Here is a 22,240-nt window from a genome sequence, read left to right on the forward strand (position 1 = left end):
AATCTCGATTAAAGGACTGTCTTATATTATAATGAATCATATTTATTCCAAATAGCCACCACTAAAGTTTCGAATCGCTCCGGAACGCGGATCTTTGAAATTTTATTAAACATGTCCGTTATATCAGCTCTGACAAGTCCGGGAAATCGCTTAATAGTTTTCTTCGGTATGTTTAAAAGCAAAATCCATAGTACATAAAATCGAAAATTTGTTCTACTTCTGCCTTCCGTGTTACTATTTAATATCTCATCCAAATCATGTCTCATATCAACTCGATTTGAATTAGAAAGCAACATCTTAATTTTGGTTAAAAATTCCTCTTCGAATTGATCACAAACATTCAATACTTCATCTTGTATACTCTCATTAGTTAACATACGGGTAATGTCGCTCTTATTACAGAATCTGAAATGAAGTCGATTCTCCATGATATACATGGCTATTAACTGATTTATTTTATCAAACGTTTGCCCAATTCTATTAACCTCGTATTGTAAGTAAACTAAGCAAGTAATTAATTCCTCATTATGCATTCTCTCGTTTCGTTCCGAAAAATAGAACCAATCATTATTCGTTTTATGAATCAATTTTATGCGATCGGTAACACGCCTATCCACAATGGAATTCCACGACTCAAAAGTATTTTCTCTTATCGGGTAAGGTTTAGTGTTTAATCTCATAAAAAGATCAACGGGATCAAAACTGGGATTGTTCTCTTCATTTATTTCAACAAGATCAATTCTTGCATCATTAATCTTGTTTTTCATGTCAGCAGGCAAGTCCTTATATCGCAAATTATGTAAGTCTCTCAGAATTCCATTCTTTAAAAATAGCTTGAAATTATGCTTCTTTGATTTAGCGACATCACCGTTTTCATTTGTATAAGAAATACCAAGATATGCAATACAGGACAGAAGTCTTTGCTGTCCATCAATAACCTCATAAGAATTATCACGTCTTTTATACACAAAGATTGGAGGAAGTCTAAATCCAAGTAATAAGCTTTCAATGATAGCGGAAGACTTTATCTTACTAATTACATCTTCTCTTTGATATTTGGGTCTAATAAAACAAATATTGGATTGTATATCTTTGATTACCGACAAAAGTGACCCTTGACGAGCATCTTTCCGCAAGAATGTATCATTGTTGGTACCAAACGCGCTCTCCTTCTCAATACCTTTATTGGCTATTTCATGACGAAGGGACTGATTATCCTTTGATGCGCGTATATATGAATCAAATTTCAAGTTAACTTCTTCARAAAAGAATCCTCCTAAGCTTTCATACGTTTCATTTATCCACGCCACCCGATAGGCAGGTGTAGTCTCTGTCATTTTCTGAAGTCTTAAAATATGCTGGGTAAGCTTTTTTTTGAAAGATTTAGATTCAAACTTCTCAAAAGAAATATTCTCTTTACTGCAGATTGACAAAATCCAAAACAAACATTCAAACACATACCCATTAGGATATAATTGTTGGTCACTTAAGGCCATTCTAATCTCCTGCAGATATTTCAATTTGGCAACAAAACTGTTAAATATATTCTCCCAGCCTGAACTCTCTTGACTTAGCTTTGAAAAATACTCATAGAACTTGTTAATTTTGCTTTTATTATAAGAATAACTATGAATAGGTAAATAGTGTAAAACGAGTAAATCCCTGATTCTTTTCAGAACCTGTTGAATATTGTTTGATTTAATATTGAAAACAGACACCACATCGTTGAAAAGCTGGGGATCACTCTCCAATTTCACCTTAAAATAATGATTCAACTGATCATCAATATATTGGGCCTTTAGTGCCTCCAGTTGCGTCAATGGTGTTATTCCTGTATTGTACCTGGTAAATATCTCTCTCTTTATCAATGTTTCTGTGTCATCTCCATTGGGTATGTTATTTATTAGTTCATAATCGTATATTCTAAGTTGAATTTTTCTGAGTACTTTGACATACTTTTGATCGAGTGTACTAAATGTATTTCCCGCTAAATGCTTTAAGGTTTTTAGCCCTTTCCCATTCAATTTGAATTCATTTGACAAGAACCTTAATATAGTTTCATATCTCTGCCGCCCATCAATTATTTCAATTAAATCTCCCAAAAAAAAGAAGATTAAAGGAGGGATTTCAGTGTTTATCAAAAGGCTTTCAATAAAAGAAGTTGCCTTGTACACATCCCAAACATAGTTACGCTGATAGTAAGGTTCATGATTAATAACATTACTTTTTTTATCATTGGGAAAAAGGTCCTCAATACTTCTGGGAACATATGTGCATCTAAGGTTTTTTCGGATGATTTCTTTAAAATCATAATTCCTACTTATGCTGCTATCATAAACATTATGCTTCTCATTCATGAATTTTTTTCGCAATTTTAAGTCTCCCGTTTCATTAAAGTGTTAATCAATACTTAATAAGAAATCATTAACTTAATTAATTACATTAATTACAATCACAATACATAGATTGTAACGATATCATGATTAAATTACGATGAGTTACCCTTATCTATAAATATCGCTGGATAGTAGAGTTGTTATTCAAGCAGATCAAACAGAACTTTCCACTGAGATACTTCTGGGGAGAAAGTCAGAGAGCTATCAAAATGCAAATTTATTGCATGTTGATAGCTCTGTTAAGAGAGGGCTCCCATCAAAAATGCATAGGCAAAATCCCATGAAATCTTTTCCTATAAGAGGTGATACTATTCTTTCATAAATGCGTGAATTTCAGACAAACTAAACAAAATCAGGTTCGAACATTGTCCCCTCTACCCCACAAAATCTCGAAGGAACCCGCGCTAGTCGCGGGTTTTCTATTTTAAGTCGAGTATTTAGTCGAATTCCGATTAATTCTTTCCTCGTTAATGATTCTCCAATGGTGTATGTTGATCGAATGCCAGCAATTTTGGGGCATTTGACGTATCAATAATAGTGGGAGAAAGCGGTAAAAACCGTTAAAAACGACACTTGACCAAAAGAAAAGAATCACGGCTTGTAACCACAAACAAAATCCTTTTTCCCATTTTCCCCGCTTTTTAGTTTGTACTACTGTTGGATTGTAAGCAGAATAGTGCCTTACTGAGGTTTATTAAGGGTATAATTAGAAAATTAAGTGGAAAATTCAGCTTGGGTTGCTGCTATCCGGTACATAGAAAAGTAAGAGCAAAGCTACGAACTACTTAAGGTAATTTACAGCTTTGCTCTTCTGCTCTCTTAACAGATAAAGGTAATCGACGTTTTAAAACATCCAACTAGTATCTGGGTCTAAATCCAGGCCTTGGCCCGGATCTGGAGAAACGATTATTTTCTGGTCTTTCAGGTTTTGGACGAGCCTCATACACTACTATTGTATGGCCAGCAACTACTGAATTATTCAATTCCTTAATTGCCAGTACTGCATTGGAATCGTCTGGCATTTCAACGAATGCAAAGCCTTTAGAACGGCCACTGTACTTATCATAAGCCACATTAATACTATATACAACTCCAAATGGGTCAAATAAAGACCATATCTCATCTTCAGTTGTTCTGTCACTTATATTACCTACAAAAATATTCACAAATATAATTTTAATTTAAATATACATGCCACTGAAAAAACAGGGGCTGAGGAAGAAAAAGAACCCCAAACTAAATCAGAAGAAGTCAAATGCAACCTTGCTAAAGTTAGAGCAATAAATTGGGTATTACAGGATTAATTTATGGGGATATTGCAAGTGCGTTAAAAGTTAGCTTCATCGAATAGAATAGGAAGAGAAAACTAAAAAAATATTTCATAAGTTGGTATAGGTTGGCAACTCAATATATAATCTCTAATTGGATTTCAAAATTATTAGTCAGTATTGAGTTCTGCTTACAGGTAGCTTCCTTTTGAAGAGAGTAAAATAGACCTAACAAGATCCTTTACTTCATGTGCATTTCCTCACATGACTATTCACATAATACATATTTAATATACCGAACCATTCTTACCTAAGACTTCTATATAAATGCAACGCCTTTATATCGTATTTAGTGGTAAACTTCTTAACTTCTCGTACAAAGTAGCAGACAAGGAATAAAAATCAATAATAACCCAAAATCACCATTATGAAGATCCATCTTTTTAAAGCATTGGTTTTAATGCTTGTAATTATCCAATCAATAAATGTCTCCGGGCAGACTGTAGAAGAGCAAAACAAAAAATTAAAGCAAGAAATAGAAGCATTAAAACATGACAATGATTATTTCCGAAAAACCTTAGACATCTTTACATCCAGCCTTAAAACTACATCAAGCGATAATATCGATTTTCAGTTGGTAAAATGTACAGGGAGTAAAGCCAATCAAACTGTTACACTGGAATTTTTACTAACAAACAAAGATGTCAATAAAGACATTCAGTTCTCACCTGACAAATATGCCAAGGGGATTGATCTCCAAGGTAATGCTTATGGAATCGGAAATATTAAAATAGGAACTGAAGTGTATCGTACCGAAATCATTAAGGATGTGCCTTTAAAGTTTACTTTTCAATTTAAAGAAGTTGACCCCTCTGTAGCAATTTTTAAACTTATTTCAGTTGAGTATTTTACCTCTCTTTCCAATTATAAGAATATAAGGGTAACCTATAAAGATGTTCCTGTTGCTTGGAAATAATGCCTTTAAAACGCTAAAAAATCACAGTCCTAAAACATAATTAATATTTACCTGGTAGTCAAGGACAGAATCATTTCAAATTTTATCTAGCAAACTGATAGATTTTATTGAGGTCAGAGGCAAGCAGGTTCGACATTCGTCCCCTGTAGTCCGCAAAATCTCGAAGAAACCCGCGCTAGTCGCGGTTTTTCTATTTTAAGTCGAATATTTAGTCGAGTTTCGATTAATTTTCTCTCGTTTTTTATGTTACCTTATTAAGGCTAACTATCACTTACTAAAATACAATTATAATTACAGATTCTTCCCCTTCCTCCTACTAACAGTAATGTACAGCCGAATTATATTTTGAAAAAGTGTATGCATTTCCGTATATTTTTAATACCACCTAAGGTTTTTGTTAACAATAAAAGGAAATGAGAGAAGACTATAGTGAACTACTTTGGGGATCTTAAAAGCTTCAATAGTGGATGTTTCAGCTTTATTACCTCTCTTATATTCACCGGCACCATAGGGTTGGTAATAAAGTTGAAAATTTCGTAAAGAATCGGCAATAGACCCATCGCGGATTAACATCCGAAGAATCTGTTGGAAGTATTCCCTCTCAACAGGAAATAACATCGGCCCTTGCATCTGTCCAATTTTCACACTCTTGCTTTCCATAATTTTCTGAGTTCGTCATCAAATATGATTTTGTTGGCAAGAAAAAACAGGTTAAGTATACTTGTTTTTGAAAATAAGACATAAAAAAAGCTGGATGACTTCATCCAGCTTTTTTAGATTCACTCCGCTTAATTTGTACCAGGATTCTTCTCTGTCTCTTCAAATTACCAGCGTATCAATATCTTCATCTCTTGTTCTTCAAAATGATCACCCTCTTCCAGCCTAATAAAACATTCTTTACAAACGTATATCCATCCTGAAGAGATCTCATAGCATAACTCTTTTAATCCTAAATGTAATCTGATAAGAATATGTATCGCTTTCTTCTTCACTCCGGTTTTGAAAAACAAGCTTTCAGCTTTTCCCAATTCCTATTTTCAATTACTGTGCAACTGGCCAGCTATCAGTACGGAAAGCACCAACAGGCAACCCTTCTGAAGAAAAAATATTACCAATAGCAGCATTGGAGAAAACGTATCTCACCGATTGTGGTTTCTCTACTTTTTTACTCCAAACGATTAGTGCATCTTTCTCCACCTTCGCGGATGCTTCATAGAAAACATGGTCCGCTCCTGCTATATACAGGGCAACCGGTGCTTTGCCATTGATCCGGAGAGAAGTGGGCACATTGGTGAAACGAAGCACTGCTTTGTTTTTGCTGATGCTCATTTCTTTGAATACAGGGCTTTTCCAGGTAAACCCTGTTTTGCCATAATTCTCCCCCAGGGCCCAGGCAGCCAGTCTGTTACCAACTGATCTCTTATCCTGTGGGTGAATATCTTTCACATTTTCTGTAACGTCAGATACTACAACCATACCGGTTCCGGGAAGGACGCTGCTGCGTGCCTGTGCCTCCCGAAGAAGTGCAGCCTGATACTCCTTTTCGTAGGTAAATGGTGCTATCTGAACATAGTAAAAGGGCAGCGGCTTATGCCACGCCTCACGCCATGCCTGTATCATGCCGGTGAACAATGGCATGTAAGTATCGGCGGTGTTCACATTGGCTTCTCCCTGGTACCAGATAACTCCCTTTATGTTAAAATTGATAAGAGGAGCTATCATCGCATTGTAAGCATAACCTGGTTTATGTGGCCACCATGCGGCTGGGGCCAGCTTGGCAGCGGCTGCAAAAAGTTGTTGTTGATCGGCTACAAGATGCTCCGGCGCCCATACTTCTGCTGGTGTTCCTCCCCAGCTGGCATTGATCAGGCCAACAGGTACTCCCAACGATTTCTGAAGTCGCGCCCCGAAAAAGTATCCCACTGCACTGAAGGGCTTCAGGCTATTGCTGTCGCATACTTCCCAGCTTCCCGGGCAATCGTCCTGGGGATATGGCGCGGTAGTTTTGGGTATGTTAAAGAACCGGATGTTATTGTTACTGCAAACAGGCAATTCGGCTGCTATCTGCCGGATACCGTTATAGTAACTGTATTCCATGTTGGATTGCCCTGAACATAGCCATACCTCGCCGATCAGGATATTTTTCAGTACAATCTCATTGGATCCTTTCAGTTTTATTTCATAAGGTCCTCCTGCTGCCGGTGTATGTACTTTTAAAGCCCACTTCGCATCTCCGCTGGTGGTGACAGTCGCTGTTTTGTTATCCCAACCCGTAAATACCGTAATCTTTTCTGAAGGGCTTGCCCATCCCCAGATAGTTACACTGTCATTTTGCTGTAGCACCATGTTGCTGCCAACGAGTGCCGGTAACCTGATGCCGGCATGAWGTACCGCAGGCAACAGCAGCACAATGCCGTAAAAAAGGAGTTTTTTCATAATCGCGTTTAATAGTTTGGGGAGTTAAATATAACATCCATACCTGATAAATGAAAATGTAACGGCAGTGGATATTATGGCTCCCTGTATCGCTTCTTTTTAGTAGTATTAGTTTTTTTATCAATCAGGTCATTCCAGTGGCCGGATATGGCATTGCTGCCCTTTTTTATTTTTAGTGAAAGTACGAAGTCATCACCTTCCTGTTTTGCCCTGGACGCATTCACAAAGAACTCCCTGTTGTTCCTGATGCTGCAGATTCCATCAGTAGTGCCATAATTGTGGCTTTGCTCAGCTTCCCTTCTGACCACTGTATGTCTACCGATGCATTATCACCAAAGGTGACTTCATCGCCATTCTTATAATATTGGTTTAGCTGCCGCCACAAATCCACCACGACGAAGCACTTCAACTTCTATTGTGCTGGATCTATCGACCACTAAATATGTTATAGTAAATGCTTTATCGTGTTTTCCATCACTGATTAATGTCAGTTTATACTTAATTCTTTCCGGTAAAAAACTGAAACTGATCTTTTCCTTCTTTTCCTGCATTTCGGCGTTAATGCCACCTATAAACCATGTATCATTTTTACGCCGCGCCAACATCACATCTTTACCGGGATAACCAGCCAGTAGCCGGGTATCATCCCATGCAGCCGGCACTTCCCGTATGAATGCTTTGGCGGCATCTGGTAACTGACGATAGCCCTCAGGGCGGTCTGCCAGATGCTGAATACCGGATTCAAAAACAATACTCAGCGCCAGTTCATGGCCGTAAGATGTTATATGTGGGAATTGAGAATTAGTAAACGTAACCGGTGTATAATCCATGGGCCCCACCACATTACGGGTGAAAGGCAGGATGGCATTGTGTGATGGCATAGCCAGCGTTGAATTGGGGTCATAGTTATACCACTCCGCTCCACGTACGGCTTCGTACGTCATCAGGTTCGGATAGGTTCTTGTCCAGCCCCTTGGTACCAGGCAGCCGTGGAAGTAAACCATTATTTCAAATTCGGCAGCATCTTTCAGGATATCCAGATAATATTTGATCATATCCTGCTTCTCGCTTTCAAAAAAATCAACTTTTATACCTTTTACACCCAACTTCTTCAATTTTGTAAATTCTTCCACTCGTTTTTCATGCGTCAACATCCTGTCGCGGGGTGTCGCGCCTACATCTGTATGAGGGCCTCCCGAATTGTACCACATCAACGGCTTCACACCTTTTGAATGAATGTATTGAAGGGCATCCTCCAGGTTTCCTCCATTACTCATAGCATCCCATTCCCAGTCGAGCAGGGTATAGGGCCAGTTCATTTCAGCGGCCAGGTCTGCAAACTCACATACCACTTTATAGTCCATGGTACCGTGATTATGGGACCAGTAATTCCAGGAAGCAATTCCAGGTTTAACCCAGTCGGTATGTTGTAGAACAGATGGGGAAGCAACATCATCTGTTAATGTAGATACCACCACATCCGCAAGCGAACCCGCCATGATGATGCGCCAGGGAGATTGCCAGGGTAGCGTGATAGTTGGCTGCGAGGCCCCCAGCCCTTTTCCGTCCCGCTGATCGGGGAACGTCAACTTATAAATTGATTCATCGTTTGTGTTACTGAGTTTAGTACCACAATAGGTTCCTGTTACATCGGCTTCATGTAACAGGAACCAGCAGGAATTATCTTTTAACTTAAAAAGCGCCGGGTAGCACCATTGCTGTTTTTGAATGCTGCTGTCGCTCATGGAAGTATAAAATTCTTCATTGGGTGTATTCCATTTTTCCATCCAACGGCTTGTTTCATTGGGAATGGCATAAGCAGTCAGTTCATCCTTTACCACAAACGTTCCCAGTTTTTCAGGGAACTCATAACGGAAAGCAATGCCATCGTTGTAAGCCCTGATAACAACGTTCATTTTTGCTTTGGAAGGATTTTCAAAAGAAACAATGACTTCATTTCCGTCATTGGTACAAACCGACCTCTTGCCATGCAACACGGTGTATTGCTCATGGATCTGCCGGGGCTTACCTGCATTAATGAACTTCAGTTCCTTTGAAAATTCCTGATCGCTGCGTACCAACCCGATATCAATACGGGGAATCACTTCCACTATCTTTCCCTGGTTGTTGTAAAATGCTTTGAGATACCATCCTCCTGCACCATTATCCTTTGCAGATAATAAAGCAACCTTTATCCGTTGATCCGGCGATTGCACTGTTACCTTTTGGGCAAACGATGACAACGCATAAAAAGAAAAAAAGAAAACAATGCCAATCGAAAATTTCATATTTACCATGTTTGTACTGAATAGTTAATTACCGCCTGCTCTGAGTGCATCCATCGTGCGTTGGTCACGCACAGTGTTATTACGCCTGTCAAGCGCTCCACCGGTATCCCAATAGAAAGGTTTCGCGCCATTGACAATTGCCTGTCTGGTTACATAGGTCAGCCAGTAATCCACTGCATCGTTATGCGTAGCCAGATCTTTGGGAACATACCTGCTGTTACCGCGCCGGTAGGTACCGTATTCGCCCAATATTACGGGGATCTGTTTATCGGTAAACTTCGTTTTTACCAGGTGGAAGGATTTATCCACATCGCTCTCTTCACCCCAGGTAGCATTTCGCTCCGGCTCAATGGTGGAATGATGGCCGGTGCCCCAGTAATAAAACATTTTACCCCAGGATGCGTCGCCGTCCATCAGGATACAAAACTGGGGAGGAGAGTAATAATGCACCTCTACCATCATACGGTCTTTCACTTTATCCTCAGGAAGTGTATTCATCCAGTCATTACTTTTTTCAATATTCGTTGAAGGGCCCTGGACTACCAATACGCGGTAATTGTTACGACCGCCGGTAGACCGTACTGCGTTGACGAAGGTTTGATGATAGCTGGCCAGAACATCCATTTGTTCCTGATTTTCCACGGCGGGTTCGTTAGCACTGGCAAACATCAGGTGCTCATCAAAGTCGCGCATGCGGGTAGCAATTTGTTCCCAGAATGCTTTTTGTTTTGCATTGACAGAATCCTGTTTAGCCTTACTGATATTATTCTCCAGCCAGCCGCCGTCCCAGTGAATATTCAGTAAAACGTACATATCGTTATTTAAGCAGTATTGCACTACTTGTTTTACACGGTTAAGCCAGTCATCCTGGATCTTAGCAGTAGCCTTATCTGAAAACTGATCCCAGGCACAAGGAAGCCGGATCGCATTAAATCCCTGCTGCTTTACAGTCTTGATATAGCTTTCAGTGATCAAAGGATTTCCCCAGGCGGTTTCTCCGCCAATAGCTTCTAAAGTATTCCCGATATTCCAGCCAAGTTTGAATTTGGCGGCGAGTTGTACAGCATTGCTTCCCATGCCGCTTGCATCTGCCGGCGCGGGTGATATATTGTAACCCGGATATAAGCTACTGGCCTGCTTTATGTTAACCCTGCGTACCTGGCTGCTTCCGGCGTTAATTATTAACACTGCCGACCGGCTTCCACCCGTAGTATTGGATATGGCGCTTACGTGGACAATCACCTTTCCACTCCCGCCTGCTGCCTGACTTATCTGCAACCAGCCAGAGGTAGGATTACTCATATTCCAGTCAACGTTACTGGCAACAGAAATGTCGACGGTACCTCCTTCCCACTCGAAAATAATTTCCGATAAAGAAACTGACAGATCTGGTGTAACAGCGCTTTTCTTACAACAGTAAGCAGTTGTAACTGCAAAAACGAGCAGGCTAACAATTGCATAACCTCTGGTAATTTTCATATATAATTAATTGGGCTAAAATTTACTAAGACTATTTAATCTTCACTACCCTGATATTATTAATAGTGCCTTACAACCCTGAGGCAGAAGGCGAGCCGGAATAGTTTTTAGTCTGAATATTTACTTCATCATTGGCGGTAGCACCTAATTGGTCAGGTCGCTGGCAGTAGTGCTTTTGCCATCATTGGTCCTGAGCAATGAAAGAGAAAAAGTAACGGTACGCCAACCTTTTGTCGTAATAGGAGTAACCGCACCATTTGCCCCTTGCAAGGGTTCATAATACGCCACGTAATTAAAGGAATAACCTTTTATAAAAATATTGCCCTGTCACCAAAAATCAGGAAAGCCGGGAACACGGTGTTTGCATTCATCCAACAGCTACAAATTCTTTCCACCCGGCTTTCCTGATGATATTATTAGAATGGATGATTTAAGGGAAAAGGAAAACATAGGCAGTTTACCATCCTGCATTTTGTTTCAATACATTGTTAGACAACGTAATTTGCGTATTCGGTATTTGTACCAGACCTTTTGTTTCCACTACCTTGGATGCCAGAATGGTTTTGGTAGTATTTACACCTCCATTTTGAACGGTTGTTGATTCCCCAATGGCCGCGGAAGCCACATTTATTCCCTGGCGAAGCAAATCCCAGTAACGGATTCCTTCAGCAGCGAATTCCAGTCTTCTTTCATTCATAATATTTGGCTGATTCACCGGAAGCTGAACAAAAGCGGCACCCAATGCTCTCTTGCGAACGTCGTCAAAGTACTTTTGTGCATTCCCAGCGCCTAATTCAGCTGCCATTAACAATACATCTGCATAACGAATAGACACATAGTCCTGGAACTGACTGATCATAAAGCTTGTACCTCCCATCTTTTCTGCCAAACTTCTCCCGGCTTCATCTGCCATAGGGGTATACTTTTTAATCGTGTAGCCGGTATACTCTCTCTGATCTTTTATATTCTGAAAATCAAGTTTCTCATCCTTTATAGAAATAATAGAAGCGCTTCTACGGCTATCGTTCGGCGCAAAGGCATCCCAGAGCTTTGGATTTACTGTTGCGGCTCCCCAGCCCATTCCATAAGGATAAATACTTTGAATACGGATTCCATATATTACCATCCAGGAGTTTCCATCTACATTTCCATTCCAGTCGCTGGTATAAGTATACTTGATGGCAAATACCGTTTCTTTATTATCCTCACCTACATAATTATTCAAGGAAGCGGCCGGCCATAAGTTGGCAAATTTGTCGACCAGGCCAAAACCACCATTAGTAATAACATCCTCCAGGTAAGCCAGGGCCTGTGCTTTTGATACTGCTCCTACCAGGTCTGGTTTGTTATAATAACCGGTGTAGTAAAGGAATACGCGGCCCAACAGCGCCTCAGCAGCCCATTTGGTTACCCGTCCACGGGTGGAGGGATCCTGACTGCCATAACTGGTGGCCACCAGATTAGCAGCGGCAAACTTCAGATCATCGGTAATCAGCTTATAAACATCTTCCGCGCTGGCCTGTGGTACATTATCAGTGGTGGGCTTTGTAATCAACGGAACATTCCCAAATAACCGAGCCATATCAAAGTAGCAATAGGCACGGATAAATCTTGTTTCCGCTTCATAGGTGTTACGCAAACCTGGGTTTCCGCCCCAATTCACTCCATCCAGATGCGACAACAACATGTTGGCCCGGTAAATAGCTTTATAATAAAGGCTCCATGAATCACCAAACAAATCCTGATCTGAAGGAGAACGGAGCTTGTCAAATTCATCCATCATCTGGATGCCAAATCCATCGGCATTGCCTCCACCACCAAACGCTTCATCAGACATAATGGTAGCAGCAACCGGCAGGGCAAACCCACCGGACCAAATCCGCTGTAATCCATCATAAACACCCACCTGTGCTTTCCAGGCGTCATTTGGTGTTTTATAAAAATTCTGTTCTGTAGCAGCCGTTACATCTTCTGTATCCAGGAAGCTTTTCTTACAGGCTGCCAATGATAACAGGGCTGTAACCAGTATATAAGATTTTAAATTTTTCATCGCCAATTCATTTTAAATTAAAAACGGATGTTTGCGCCTACCAAAAAAGTTCTGGGCCGTGGATAATAACCTACATCCACGCCGGATGAAAAGCCTTCATTGTATCCTACCTCAGGGTCCATACCTTTATATTTGGTAAGGATGAAAGCATTTTGTACAGAGGCATATACTCTCACTTTGCCCAGGTAACTTTTCTTCGCCAGGCGGGAAAAATCATAGCCTAACGTAATATTGTTGATGCGAAGAAATTTGCCGTCGTAAACGTACAGGTCGGAGAACTGAGCCCAGTTGACGCCATCTTCCGTTACTCTCGGAATTCTATTGGATGTTCCTGCACCATGCCAGCGATCGAGGATCTCAGTGGAGTAGTTGGCAAAACCACCGGGGCTTCTCCATGACTGCACCAGTTGATTACCTGATACACCGGATGCCTGTACAGAGAAATCAAAACCTTTCCAGCCAAGGGTGATGTTAAAACCAAAGGTGAAATCTGGATTGGGATCTCCGATTTTTGTTTTATCAGCAGCGTCGATAACACCGTCGCCATTTAAGTCAACATAACGAACATCACCAGGTTTTGCATTAGGCTGAATAGGCGCTCCTGTTTTACCTTTATAAGCCTGTACATCCTCTTCTGTCTGGAAAAGGCCGGCTGTTTTATATCCCCAGAAGTAGCCAACCGGTTCTCCGTTTGCCGCCCGGTAAAACTCGCCTGCATTGGCATACAGCGAATTGGTACTTCCATGAATGACATGATCGTTGGTAGGTATGTTTCCTATCCTGTTTCTGTTATAGGCACCATTTACCCCAATGGAGTAATTAAATTCTTTACCGATACTGTTGCTATAGCTAAGCCCCAGTTCAACACCTGTATTTTTTACATCTCCACCATTAATAAGTGGTGCATCTGCTCCGGCTGTAGCCAGGATGGGGACTCTGATTAACCAGTCCTTTGTTTTTTTAACATAATAGTCGAAAGTCACATTCAGACGCTGTAATACCGTTGCGTCAAAGCCGATATTGGTCTGCTCCGAAGTTTCCCATTTTACATTAGGATTGGCGATACGGCTTGGAAAAGCTCCCTGTGTATTTGCGCCTTCAACTGGTCCGAATATATAAGCTGCATTGGTGAAACTGATAGGAGATAAAAACTGGTAAGCATCCACATTCTGATTACCCACCTGTCCCCAGCTACCACGTATCTTGAGGAAATCAAGCCAATGAACACCCTGCATGAAATTTTCATGGGTAGTTACCCATCCTGCAGACACAGAAGGGAAATAGCCCCAGCGCTTATCCGGCGCAAACTTCGATGATCCGTCTCCTCTGAAAGTGATATTCAATAAATACTTCTCCTGAAAATCATATTGAAGTCTTCCGAAATAAGACATTAACGCGTTTACTGTTGGACCACCGCCAACGCTCATATAAGGTGCCCCCCTGTTCACATTCTGTGCAATAGATAAGTAAGCATGCTGCATATCAGCAATTCGCAGATCCCAGTTGCTGCCGTTCATGGCCACTGTTTGCTGTTTAAGCGAAGAGCTACCAGCCATTATACTGAAATGATGATCTGTGTGCACATTAAAATCATAACTGAGTAAATTATCAAACTGGATAGTCCGTCCATTACCCATAGACTGCGTCACCTTGGCTGTATCATTAAATGAATAGATAGACAGGTGATACACCGGCGTATAGCCATGACTTTGGTTTGAATAATAATTTAAACCGAGGCTTGACCGGAACTTTAGCCCTTTAATGGGTTCTACCTGTATATACACATCTCCAAATAAGCCCTGGCTACTGTTCCGGTTCCTCGTGGTATAATCCATGACGGCATAGGGATTGGCTTCTCCATTATTCCACGACTGGTCAGGTTTCCCCGGATACCAGCCTTTTTTGTCGCTGCTAAAATAATTACCGGCAGAGTCATACATCGGCAGGAAAGGGCTGACGCCAAAAGCGCTGCGTAAAGTATTGTTGTATTGTCCATCTACTAAAATACCATGGCTGTTCTGATAATTGAACGTGAGATGTTCTCCTATTTTAACAATATTCTCATATAGATTATGTTCAGAATTTATTCTGAAATTGTAACGGTCGAAATAAGAAATATCAGAGCCGCCAACAATACCGCCCTGGCTGGTATATCCAAGAGACATCGAATAAGTAGAATTAGCTCCCCCTCCCTGTACGCCCAGTACATAGTTTTGAGTGGGAACATTACTTTTAAACATCTGATCCATCCAGTTGGTATTTACCGGCAAATTATTAACTACGTCGCCGCTGAAGTAGGGCGCCTTACCGGAATTGGTAGCTGCTTCATTGATGATGGTAGCATACTCTTTTGCGTTCAACAATTTTGCTTTACGCGCTACGTTCTGCGCACCATAAAAAGCATCCAGGGTTACTTGTGGCTTTTGATTCACTTTTCCTGTTCTGGTGGTAACCAGTATAACGCCATTCGCTGCCTGAGAGCCGTAAATAGCTGCGGAAGCCGCATCTTTCAGGATATCTATTGACGCGATGTCTGCCGGGTTCAGATAAGAAATATCACCGGTTTGAACACCATCTACAATATATAGCGGAGAAAAATTACCTACGGTACCTTTACCACGAATAATGACATTCATACCGGCTCCGGGCTGTCCTGAGTAAGTAGTAATTTGTACACCCGGCGCCTGTCCCTGTAATGCCTGCAGTGCATTAGTGGTATTCTGTTTCTGGATATCGGCACCTTTCACCTGTACATTGGCGCCGGTGACGAGCTTTTTCTTCTGTACACCATATCCAATCACCACCACATTTTCCAATTGACTTTCTGCATCCTGCAATTGAATTTTCAACTCATGAGAAGTTACTTTCACTTCTTTAGGAATAAAACCCACGGAAGAAATAACAAGTACATCGCCGACGGATGCCATAATGGTAAATCTTCCTGTTTCATCAGCAATAGTAGAGGTATGGGTGCCCTTCACCGCTACTGATGCGGCTGAAACCGGCTGGGAGGTAATCAGACTGGTGATTGTTCCGCTCACCTTCGGAGTTTGGGCATGGGCATTTCTGCTAAGGGTAAAAATTAGAATACTCCAGAGCAGCAACATTCGCAAGCGAATAATTTTGGCTGACTTCATACGTGTGAATTTAAATTGGCTATTTTTTTATAGTAAGATGTTTTCCTTCATAAACCACTTCTTTGTCGCATGTGCTTTCCAAATCCAGTCGTCTGGTATTACCAGGTGTTATCATGTTTATACGAAATGTTCTTTTCTTCAGCATGTTGTTAAATGAACCTTTTCTGTCTCCGATGGTAACGGTGGCAGTTTGCTCATTATACTTTACCGGGATGATGGCAAAAGCGCCTTTTTCATAATTATAATTGGTGCCTTCATCTTCATACAGGTTAAAAGAAGCATCTGCGCCGGTGTAAATATTTAAGGTGATGGTATCAGGTTGTTTTTCTGTGGTGTATTGTAATTCGGGGCCGAAAGGAAGTATAGATCCGGCTTTTACAAATAAGGGCATACGTTCGTAGGGAGCAGCCGCAGTAATTTTTTGACCACCGGCATACCACTTTCCTGTGTAAAGATCATACCAGCCGGCACTCTCCGGCAAATACAAAGCACGTTGGGTTTGTTTGTATTCACAAACCGGGTTTACCAGGATGGCAGGACCAAACATATATTGGTCTGCGATATTTAATACTGCGGTATCTTTTGGAAAGTCCATGGCGAGGCCACGCATAATCGTATAGTCATTATGGTAAGCGGATCCGGCCAATGAATAGATGTAAGGAAGCAACCGGTAACGCAGTTTATCATAGTAAAGAAAACTTTTGTAAGCAGGATGATCCTCCGGTGCGGTATTAAATACTTCGCGGTACGGGAATTGCCCATGCGAACGGAACAAAGGAACAAAGGCGCCAAACTGTGACCAACGGGTCATTAGCTCCCTCCATTCCTCCAGGCTTTCGCTATCCGGGTTTTCAAATTTTCCAGGCACCACAAAACCGCCTATATCCATAGTCCAGTAAGGCAGTCCGGACATAGAGAAATTCACACCTGCCGTTATCTGCGTTTTCATATCAACCCAGGTGGAACCAATATCACCACTCCATATAGCCGCGGCATAACGCTGTGAGCCAGCAAAACCGGAGCGTGTGAGCAGGAAAACCCTTTTATCGGGGTCTGTAGAACGCTGTCCTTCATAAATTCCTTTTGCATTCTGCAATGGATACGCATTCAGAAATTCAGCGGCGCTACCTAAAGCAGTAGGCGTCATCTGGAGTTTTCTTCTCTCCGGGCTTACATTAGAAAGGATGTCCGGCTCACTGGCATCCATCCACCATGCGTCAATTCCTTTACTATAGATTTTTTTGTTGATCAGATCCCAGAAACCCTTCCGGGCAGATTTATTGAAGGCGTCATAAAACGTAGAGATATACCCTTTGCCTATCCAATMTCTTTGCTGATCGGCAATATTTCTTTTATAGAGCCATCCATTTTTATCAAACTCTTTATAGGCCGATATGCCGTCGTAAAATTTCGGCCACACCGATATCATGATCTGCGTATTGTATTTTTTATGCAACACATCAATCATACTATCGGGAGAAGGGAAACGTTTTTCGTCGAACTCCTGGCTACCCCATTCAGCTTCTTTCCAATAGCTCCAGTCGAGCACAATATTGTCGATAGGAATTTTTCTTTTGCGGAATTCATCAACAGTGGAAACAATATCCTGCTGCGTCTTGTATCTTTCCCTGCTTTGCCAGAAGCCCAATGCCCATTGGGGCACAATAGGCGCTTTGCCGGTAAGCGTTCTGTAGCCGGAGATCACTTCATCCATATTATCGCCATACACAAAATAATAGTCTACCTGTTTGCCGGCTTCTGAGCAAAAGCCAAAGGAGTTTTGCTGTTCCTCATTCAATGGTTCCTGCCATTTCAAAGAAAGATAAGATTCACCTTCAGGTTTCCATTCAATCTTCACAGGTACTTTAACGCCTTTTTCAAAATCATAAGGAATAGCTGCTGATGCGGGATTCCATGCTTTTCTCCAGCGATCCAATACCAATTTCCCATTCAGCCACACTTTCAGTGAGCCGCCATACACGAAACGGAATTGGTGAATGCCTACCAGGCTGCTGGAAAGCATTCCTTCCCAGGTAACCATCCCAGTGGCAGGTGTAAATTCTGCTGGAAGCTGGAGCTTTGACTGTCCCAGGAACTCCATATTAATATTGACTTCCGGCCTTTCGATACTTAAGTGCTGTGGTTGATGCCAGTCATTGGCATAAGAAGCGGTAAGCCATCCCGGCTCCCCTTTCTTTGAAAAAAGCTGCAGCGTAGACAGTGGCTGAAGCGGCCGGATATCACCAGCCCGCGTCAGGGAATAGTTATCCCACAGAATACCATAGTTGTTATTGGAAATCAGAAAAGGAATAGCTACTTCGGTATTGTTCTGAAAAAAAGTAACCTGTTGCCCCCGGTAATTCATAACGCCATCCTGGTGCTGACCGAGCCCGTACCAGGCATCGCCTTTGGCTCCTTCAAATGATTGTGTCAATGTATAGTACCGTGTGCCATCAAATACTACCGGTTGAAAATTCCGTCCAAAGGACTGCTTTTCAGCTAGTATTTTTTTGCCGTTCAAATCCGTGAAAGTGACCGCACCGGTTTGGCGGTTGACGGTGGCAATTAGCTTTTTTGTTTTCAGTACCAGGTTTTCCTTAGATGGAATGACCTCCCAGGTAAGTCCGGATTTTTTTTGATAAACGGTAACCAGGCTGTTTCCATGTATTATTTCTCTACCCGGAGCTGCAATTACTCTTATGATATTATCCGCTATAACTTCAAGTTTAACAGCATGTGAAGAACCTGTAAATATAGAATCGGTAAAAAGTAATACTCCATCTGGCAATTTAAAATAAACGGGCGGCGTCGCCAACAAGTCATTCATCAAGCCCCAAGTCAGCAGGCTAAACAGCAACAATCTCAGTTTCATATACGTGGATTAGACGCTATAAAACTATAGCTATACTGGCAATAGGGAGGGACTCAAATGATTCAATATAGAGATCCTAATGTTACAGACAGGCAGATCCAATGCAGTTTTTGCTGTATGTAACTCATTCCGCATTTCCATTTCGGGTATTCGCTGCGTATTCTGAAGGGGGACAGCCTGAGCTGTTCCTTTAAGAGCTTGGTGAATACTTTCGGATTAATAAATCCAACCTGATATGCCACCTCTGGTATAGGTATCCCACTTTTATCTAATAACTGAGCGGCTCTTTTCAAACGAATGGAGCGGATAAAGTCTGATGGCAATTTGCTGGTAAGGGACAGATTTTTAAATATAACGGGAGAGGCAAAAATCCAGTTCTGCATGGCTGCATCATATAAGCAGTTTACCCGGGAGTACCTTACACAAGACACGAATTGTAACATTTCACCCCATAATCTGTAACATTTAAATACCCCATTTTAAAGCGTATCATGGTAACTTCACCCTATTGAGATAAGAGAAAGATTCCTGTTATGAAAATACTCCTGCTGTGCTGCCCTTCCCGGATGGCCTGTGTGTAATGTTATGTCGCCAGAGCTTTCAGTACAACCCGTCTTTTAATGTTGCATTCCCGTTTTGATTTACTTAAACCATCTAAGCTTTATGAAAACAAAATTACTTCTAATGCTATCGTTTGTTGCCGCGCGTTTTATGTCAGCTAAAATACGGTCACAAGTCCTGCAAAAGACGCTGACCCTTTTCTGTTTACTTTCTCCTGCTATTGTATTTCAGCCACACCTGGTGAAGGCCCAAACCGGTTATGTCTGGAAGAATGCACCCATTGGCGGCGGGGGATTTGTAACAGGCATCGTTACCCACAAAACCTCCGGCGACAGGTATTGCCGCACGGACGTAGGTGGCGCTTACCGCTGGGATGAGGCAAACAATAAATGGATTCAACTACTCGATTGGATTAACGAATCGGAAAATGGATTTATTGGTGTGGAAGCCCTGGCGCTGGATCCGCAAAATGCCAATAATGTTTACATGCTCTGCGGAACCTCCTATATAAACGGTGGCAGAACGGCGATATTAAAATCTACAGACAAAGGAAATACTTTCACTTATACAGATGTTACGGCTAAATTTAAAGCGCACGGGAATGGCAATGGACGCGGCAACGGAGAACGACTGGCAGTAGATCCCAAAAACAGTAACATATTATTCTGTGGAACGAGGGCTAACGGACTTTGGAAAAGTACGGATGGTGGCGTTACCTGGAACCTCGCCTGGAACGGCGTAACTACTACTACCAATGAAAACGGAATATGCTTTGTCGTTTTCGATCCTTCTGGCAGCGTAGCAGGCGGAGCAAGTCAAACCATCTACATAGGCGTCTCACGCACAGGAAGCGCGAATATCTATAAAAGCACCAATGGCGGCGCCACCTTTACCGACATCTCCGCTACCACGAGCTTTATGCCGCACCGGGCGGCACTACAGGGAACTACTATGTATGTTACCTATTCTGATGATGCTGGTCCGCAGTCCAGCGGAGGAAATGGGAAGGTATATAAACTCAACACCGCTACCGGTGTATGGACCAACGTTACCCCCGTTTCTTCGAAAGATTATGCCTATGGAGGAGTAAGTATAGATCCTACGAATGTTAACCGGGTCATCGTTTCTTCCTGCGGCTTGTATTGGAACAACCAGTTCGGTACAGGCTGGGGAGACTTTGTTTTTCTCTCTACCGATGGTGGATCCACCTGGACACTTAAGAACGGTACAAACGCTACGTATGATAGCAATGGCATGCCATGGACTAACGGTGGCGCCGTTAACTGGATGGACTGTATCGAGTTTGATCAGTCTAATCTGTCGAAAGTACGGGTCATTGGCGGAGGCGGCGTATATACCTGCTCCGATATTACCGCCACAAATCCTTCCTGGAAATATGATGTAATCGGGATTGAAGAAACTGCGTTCCTTGACGGCATCAGCATTCCCGGAGGACCACTTATTTCCTCCTTTGGAGATGTAACGGGCTTTGTACATGAGCCGCTGACTTCTTATCCCTCAAAAAAACTTTCTCCTTCAGATGGAAACAACCAGAGCATTGCCTACGCTGCAGGTAACACCAACAAAGTAGTAAGAGCTTCCAACGGAGGAAACGTTGTTTACTATTCGAACGACAAAGGCGCTACATGGACGGGAACCGCGACCAATATGGGGGCGCAGGGAAAAGTTGCCGTTAGCGCAGATGGAGGTACCATACTACACTGTCCCGGAGGTTCAACCACTACTTACTATACCACGAACAACGGCGCCAGCTGGTCTGCCTGCTCCGGTGTATCTCTCGGAGATGCTGCGCCGGTAGCCGATCAGGTAAATTCAAACTATTTTTATATCTACTATCCCTCCAACGGGCAGTTGCTGAGAAGTTCCAATAAGGGCGTCAGTTTTTCTGTAGCAGGCACGCCAGGTGCGTCAACTGCGAACTATCCGTGGGAACCAGCCCAGATCCGGACAGCGCCCGGCTTTGAAGGGCATGTATGGATACCCCTTGGCAGCAATGGGTTAAAATATTCAACTAACTACGGAGCTGCCTATACGACTATTGCCAATGTAAGTTATTGTAAAACGATTGGCATAGGAAAAGCAGTGTCCGGATCCAACTATCCTACTGTGTTCATTTGGGGAACAGTATCCGGCGTCACAGGTCTTTTCAGATCAACCGACCAGGGAGTTACCTGGACCAGGTTGAATGACAACGCTCATCAGTTTGCAGGTGCTCCGCTGCTGATTGGAGACATGAATGTTGCAGGAAGAGTATATATGAGTGCCGGCGGAGGAAGAGGTATCATTTACTGGGAACCTGCTGCCTGTACACCTACGGCTATCACCCCCTATATACAGGTTAATGGCGGAACATGGCAGCAAACAGCCAATGCAACTGTAACTGCCGGAAACAGTGTACAGTTTGGTCCTCAGCCTACACAGGGAGGGTCCTGGAGCTGGAGCGGCCCCAATAATTTCAGTGCTGCCACCCGTGAAATATACCTCTCAAATGTCCAGGCCAACCAAACAGGGAACTATGTAGCCACCTATACCAATAGCGGAGGATGCCAAAGCACACAAACCTTTAATATCAGCCTTACAACTGGTACTATATTGAGAGAAGTCTGGACAGGCATTAGTGGTACTACCATCAGTAGCCTCACCTCCAATAGTAATTATCCTAACAATCCTACCAGCAGAGACCAGCTCACCAGCCTGGAAGGCCCAACAAACCAGGCGGATAATTATGGCACCAGGATCCGCGGATATATACATCC

At 42.3% G+C, this 22,240-nt stretch carries 14 protein-coding genes; 3 read left to right on the plus strand and 11 right to left on the minus strand.

The window, feature by feature from the left end; all coding sequences use genetic code 11:
• Positions 1 to 26 precede the first annotated feature (26 nt).
• Positions 27 to 2,357, minus strand: a complete 2,331-nt coding sequence (locus tag AC1DCV_RS32170) for a DUF262 domain-containing protein (RefSeq protein WP_477027026.1) — start codon at positions 2,355 to 2,357, stop codon at positions 27 to 29.
• Positions 2,358 to 2,506: 149 nt separating this feature from the next.
• Between AC1DCV_RS32170 and AC1DCV_RS32175 the strand changes: the two genes are divergently transcribed.
• The gene (locus AC1DCV_RS32175) at positions 2,507 to 2,680 is read left to right on the plus strand and encodes a hypothetical protein (RefSeq protein WP_477027039.1); all 174 of its coding nucleotides are present in this window, start codon (positions 2,507 to 2,509) and stop codon (positions 2,678 to 2,680) included.
• Between the two features lie 573 nt (positions 2,681 to 3,253).
• Here AC1DCV_RS32175 and AC1DCV_RS32180 read toward each other — a convergent pair.
• Entirely contained in the window at positions 3,254 to 3,562 is a 309-nt protein-coding gene (locus tag AC1DCV_RS32180; protein WP_477027027.1) for an RNA recognition motif domain-containing protein, read from the minus strand.
• 529 nt (positions 3,563 to 4,091) lie between these two features.
• On the opposite strand from AC1DCV_RS32180, the gene AC1DCV_RS32185 reads away from it, so the two are divergent.
• Complete coding sequence (locus AC1DCV_RS32185) at positions 4,092 to 4,640, plus strand: hypothetical protein (protein ID WP_111579416.1); 549 nt, start codon at positions 4,092 to 4,094, stop codon at positions 4,638 to 4,640.
• Between the two features lie 1,041 nt (positions 4,641 to 5,681).
• Here the strand turns inward: AC1DCV_RS32185 and AC1DCV_RS32190 are convergent.
• The 9 genes from AC1DCV_RS32190 to AC1DCV_RS32230 all read right to left on the minus strand — a co-directional run bounded on the left by AC1DCV_RS32190 (position 5,682) and on the right by AC1DCV_RS32230 (position 19,345).
• Entirely contained in the window at positions 5,682 to 7,076 is a 1,395-nt protein-coding gene (locus AC1DCV_RS32190; protein WP_477027028.1) for a sialate O-acetylesterase, read from the minus strand.
• A gap of 74 nt (positions 7,077 to 7,150) precedes the next feature.
• Complete coding sequence (locus tag AC1DCV_RS32195; protein ID WP_477027029.1) at positions 7,151 to 7,384, minus strand: hypothetical protein; 234 nt, start codon at positions 7,382 to 7,384, stop codon at positions 7,151 to 7,153.
• 48 nt (positions 7,385 to 7,432) lie between these two features.
• A complete protein-coding gene (locus AC1DCV_RS32200) occupies positions 7,433 to 9,364 on the minus strand; it encodes a glycoside hydrolase family 97 protein (protein WP_477027030.1) in 1,932 nt (643 codons plus the stop codon).
• 24 nt (positions 9,365 to 9,388) lie between these two features.
• The gene (locus AC1DCV_RS32205) at positions 9,389 to 10,843 is read right to left on the minus strand and encodes a cellulase family glycosylhydrolase (protein ID WP_477027031.1); all 1,455 of its coding nucleotides are present in this window, start codon (positions 10,841 to 10,843) and stop codon (positions 9,389 to 9,391) included.
• Positions 10,844 to 10,987: 144 nt separating this feature from the next.
• On the minus strand, positions 10,988 to 11,131 hold the full coding sequence (locus AC1DCV_RS32210) for a hypothetical protein (RefSeq protein ID WP_477027032.1): 144 nt from the start codon (positions 11,129 to 11,131) through the stop codon (positions 10,988 to 10,990).
• Between the two features lie 169 nt (positions 11,132 to 11,300).
• Positions 11,301 to 12,893, minus strand: coding sequence for a RagB/SusD family nutrient uptake outer membrane protein (locus AC1DCV_RS32215; RefSeq protein WP_477027033.1), 1,593 nt, complete (start codon positions 12,891 to 12,893; stop codon positions 11,301 to 11,303).
• Positions 12,894 to 12,910: 17 nt separating this feature from the next.
• The gene (locus AC1DCV_RS32220; RefSeq protein ID WP_477027034.1) at positions 12,911 to 16,030 is read right to left on the minus strand and encodes a SusC/RagA family TonB-linked outer membrane protein; all 3,120 of its coding nucleotides are present in this window, start codon (positions 16,028 to 16,030) and stop codon (positions 12,911 to 12,913) included.
• A 19-nt stretch (positions 16,031 to 16,049) separates the two neighbouring features.
• Positions 16,050 to 18,902 (minus strand): TIM-barrel domain-containing protein, encoded by a 2,853-nt coding sequence (locus tag AC1DCV_RS32225; RefSeq protein ID WP_477027035.1) that lies wholly within the window; start codon positions 18,900 to 18,902, stop codon positions 16,050 to 16,052.
• Between the two features lie 62 nt (positions 18,903 to 18,964).
• Positions 18,965 to 19,345 (minus strand): helix-turn-helix domain-containing protein, encoded by a 381-nt coding sequence (locus AC1DCV_RS32230; RefSeq protein ID WP_477027036.1) that lies wholly within the window; start codon positions 19,343 to 19,345, stop codon positions 18,965 to 18,967.
• Positions 19,346 to 19,565: 220 nt separating this feature from the next.
• Here AC1DCV_RS32230 and AC1DCV_RS32235 point away from each other — a divergent pair.
• Positions 19,566 to 22,240: WD40/YVTN/BNR-like repeat-containing protein (locus AC1DCV_RS32235; RefSeq protein WP_477027037.1), on the plus strand; the 2,675-nt coding region annotated here is incomplete at its 3' end.

It is taken from the genome of Chitinophaga sp. 10T418 (genome assembly GCF_056394125.1).

Bases quoted from the DNA above. Each gene is read 5' to 3' on its own strand.
- AC1DCV_RS32205 (WP_477027031.1), bottom strand. From the start codon at position 10,843: ATGAAAATTACCAGAGGTTATGCAATTGTTAGCCTGCTCGTTTTTGCA.
- AC1DCV_RS32215 (WP_477027033.1), bottom strand. From the start codon at position 12,893: ATGAAAAATTTAAAATCTTATATACTGGTTACAGCCCTGTTATCATTG.
- AC1DCV_RS32200 (WP_477027030.1), bottom strand. From the start codon at position 9,364: ATGAAATTTTCGATTGGCATTGTTTTCTTTTTTTCTTTTTATGCGTTG.
- AC1DCV_RS32230 (WP_477027036.1), bottom strand. From the start codon at position 19,345: ATGTTACAATTCGTGTCTTGTGTAAGGTACTCCCGGGTAAACTGCTTA.
- AC1DCV_RS32185 (WP_111579416.1), top strand. From the start codon at position 4,092: ATGAAGATCCATCTTTTTAAAGCATTGGTTTTAATGCTTGTAATTATC.
- AC1DCV_RS32220 (WP_477027034.1), bottom strand. From the start codon at position 16,030: ATGAAGTCAGCCAAAATTATTCGCTTGCGAATGTTGCTGCTCTGGAGT.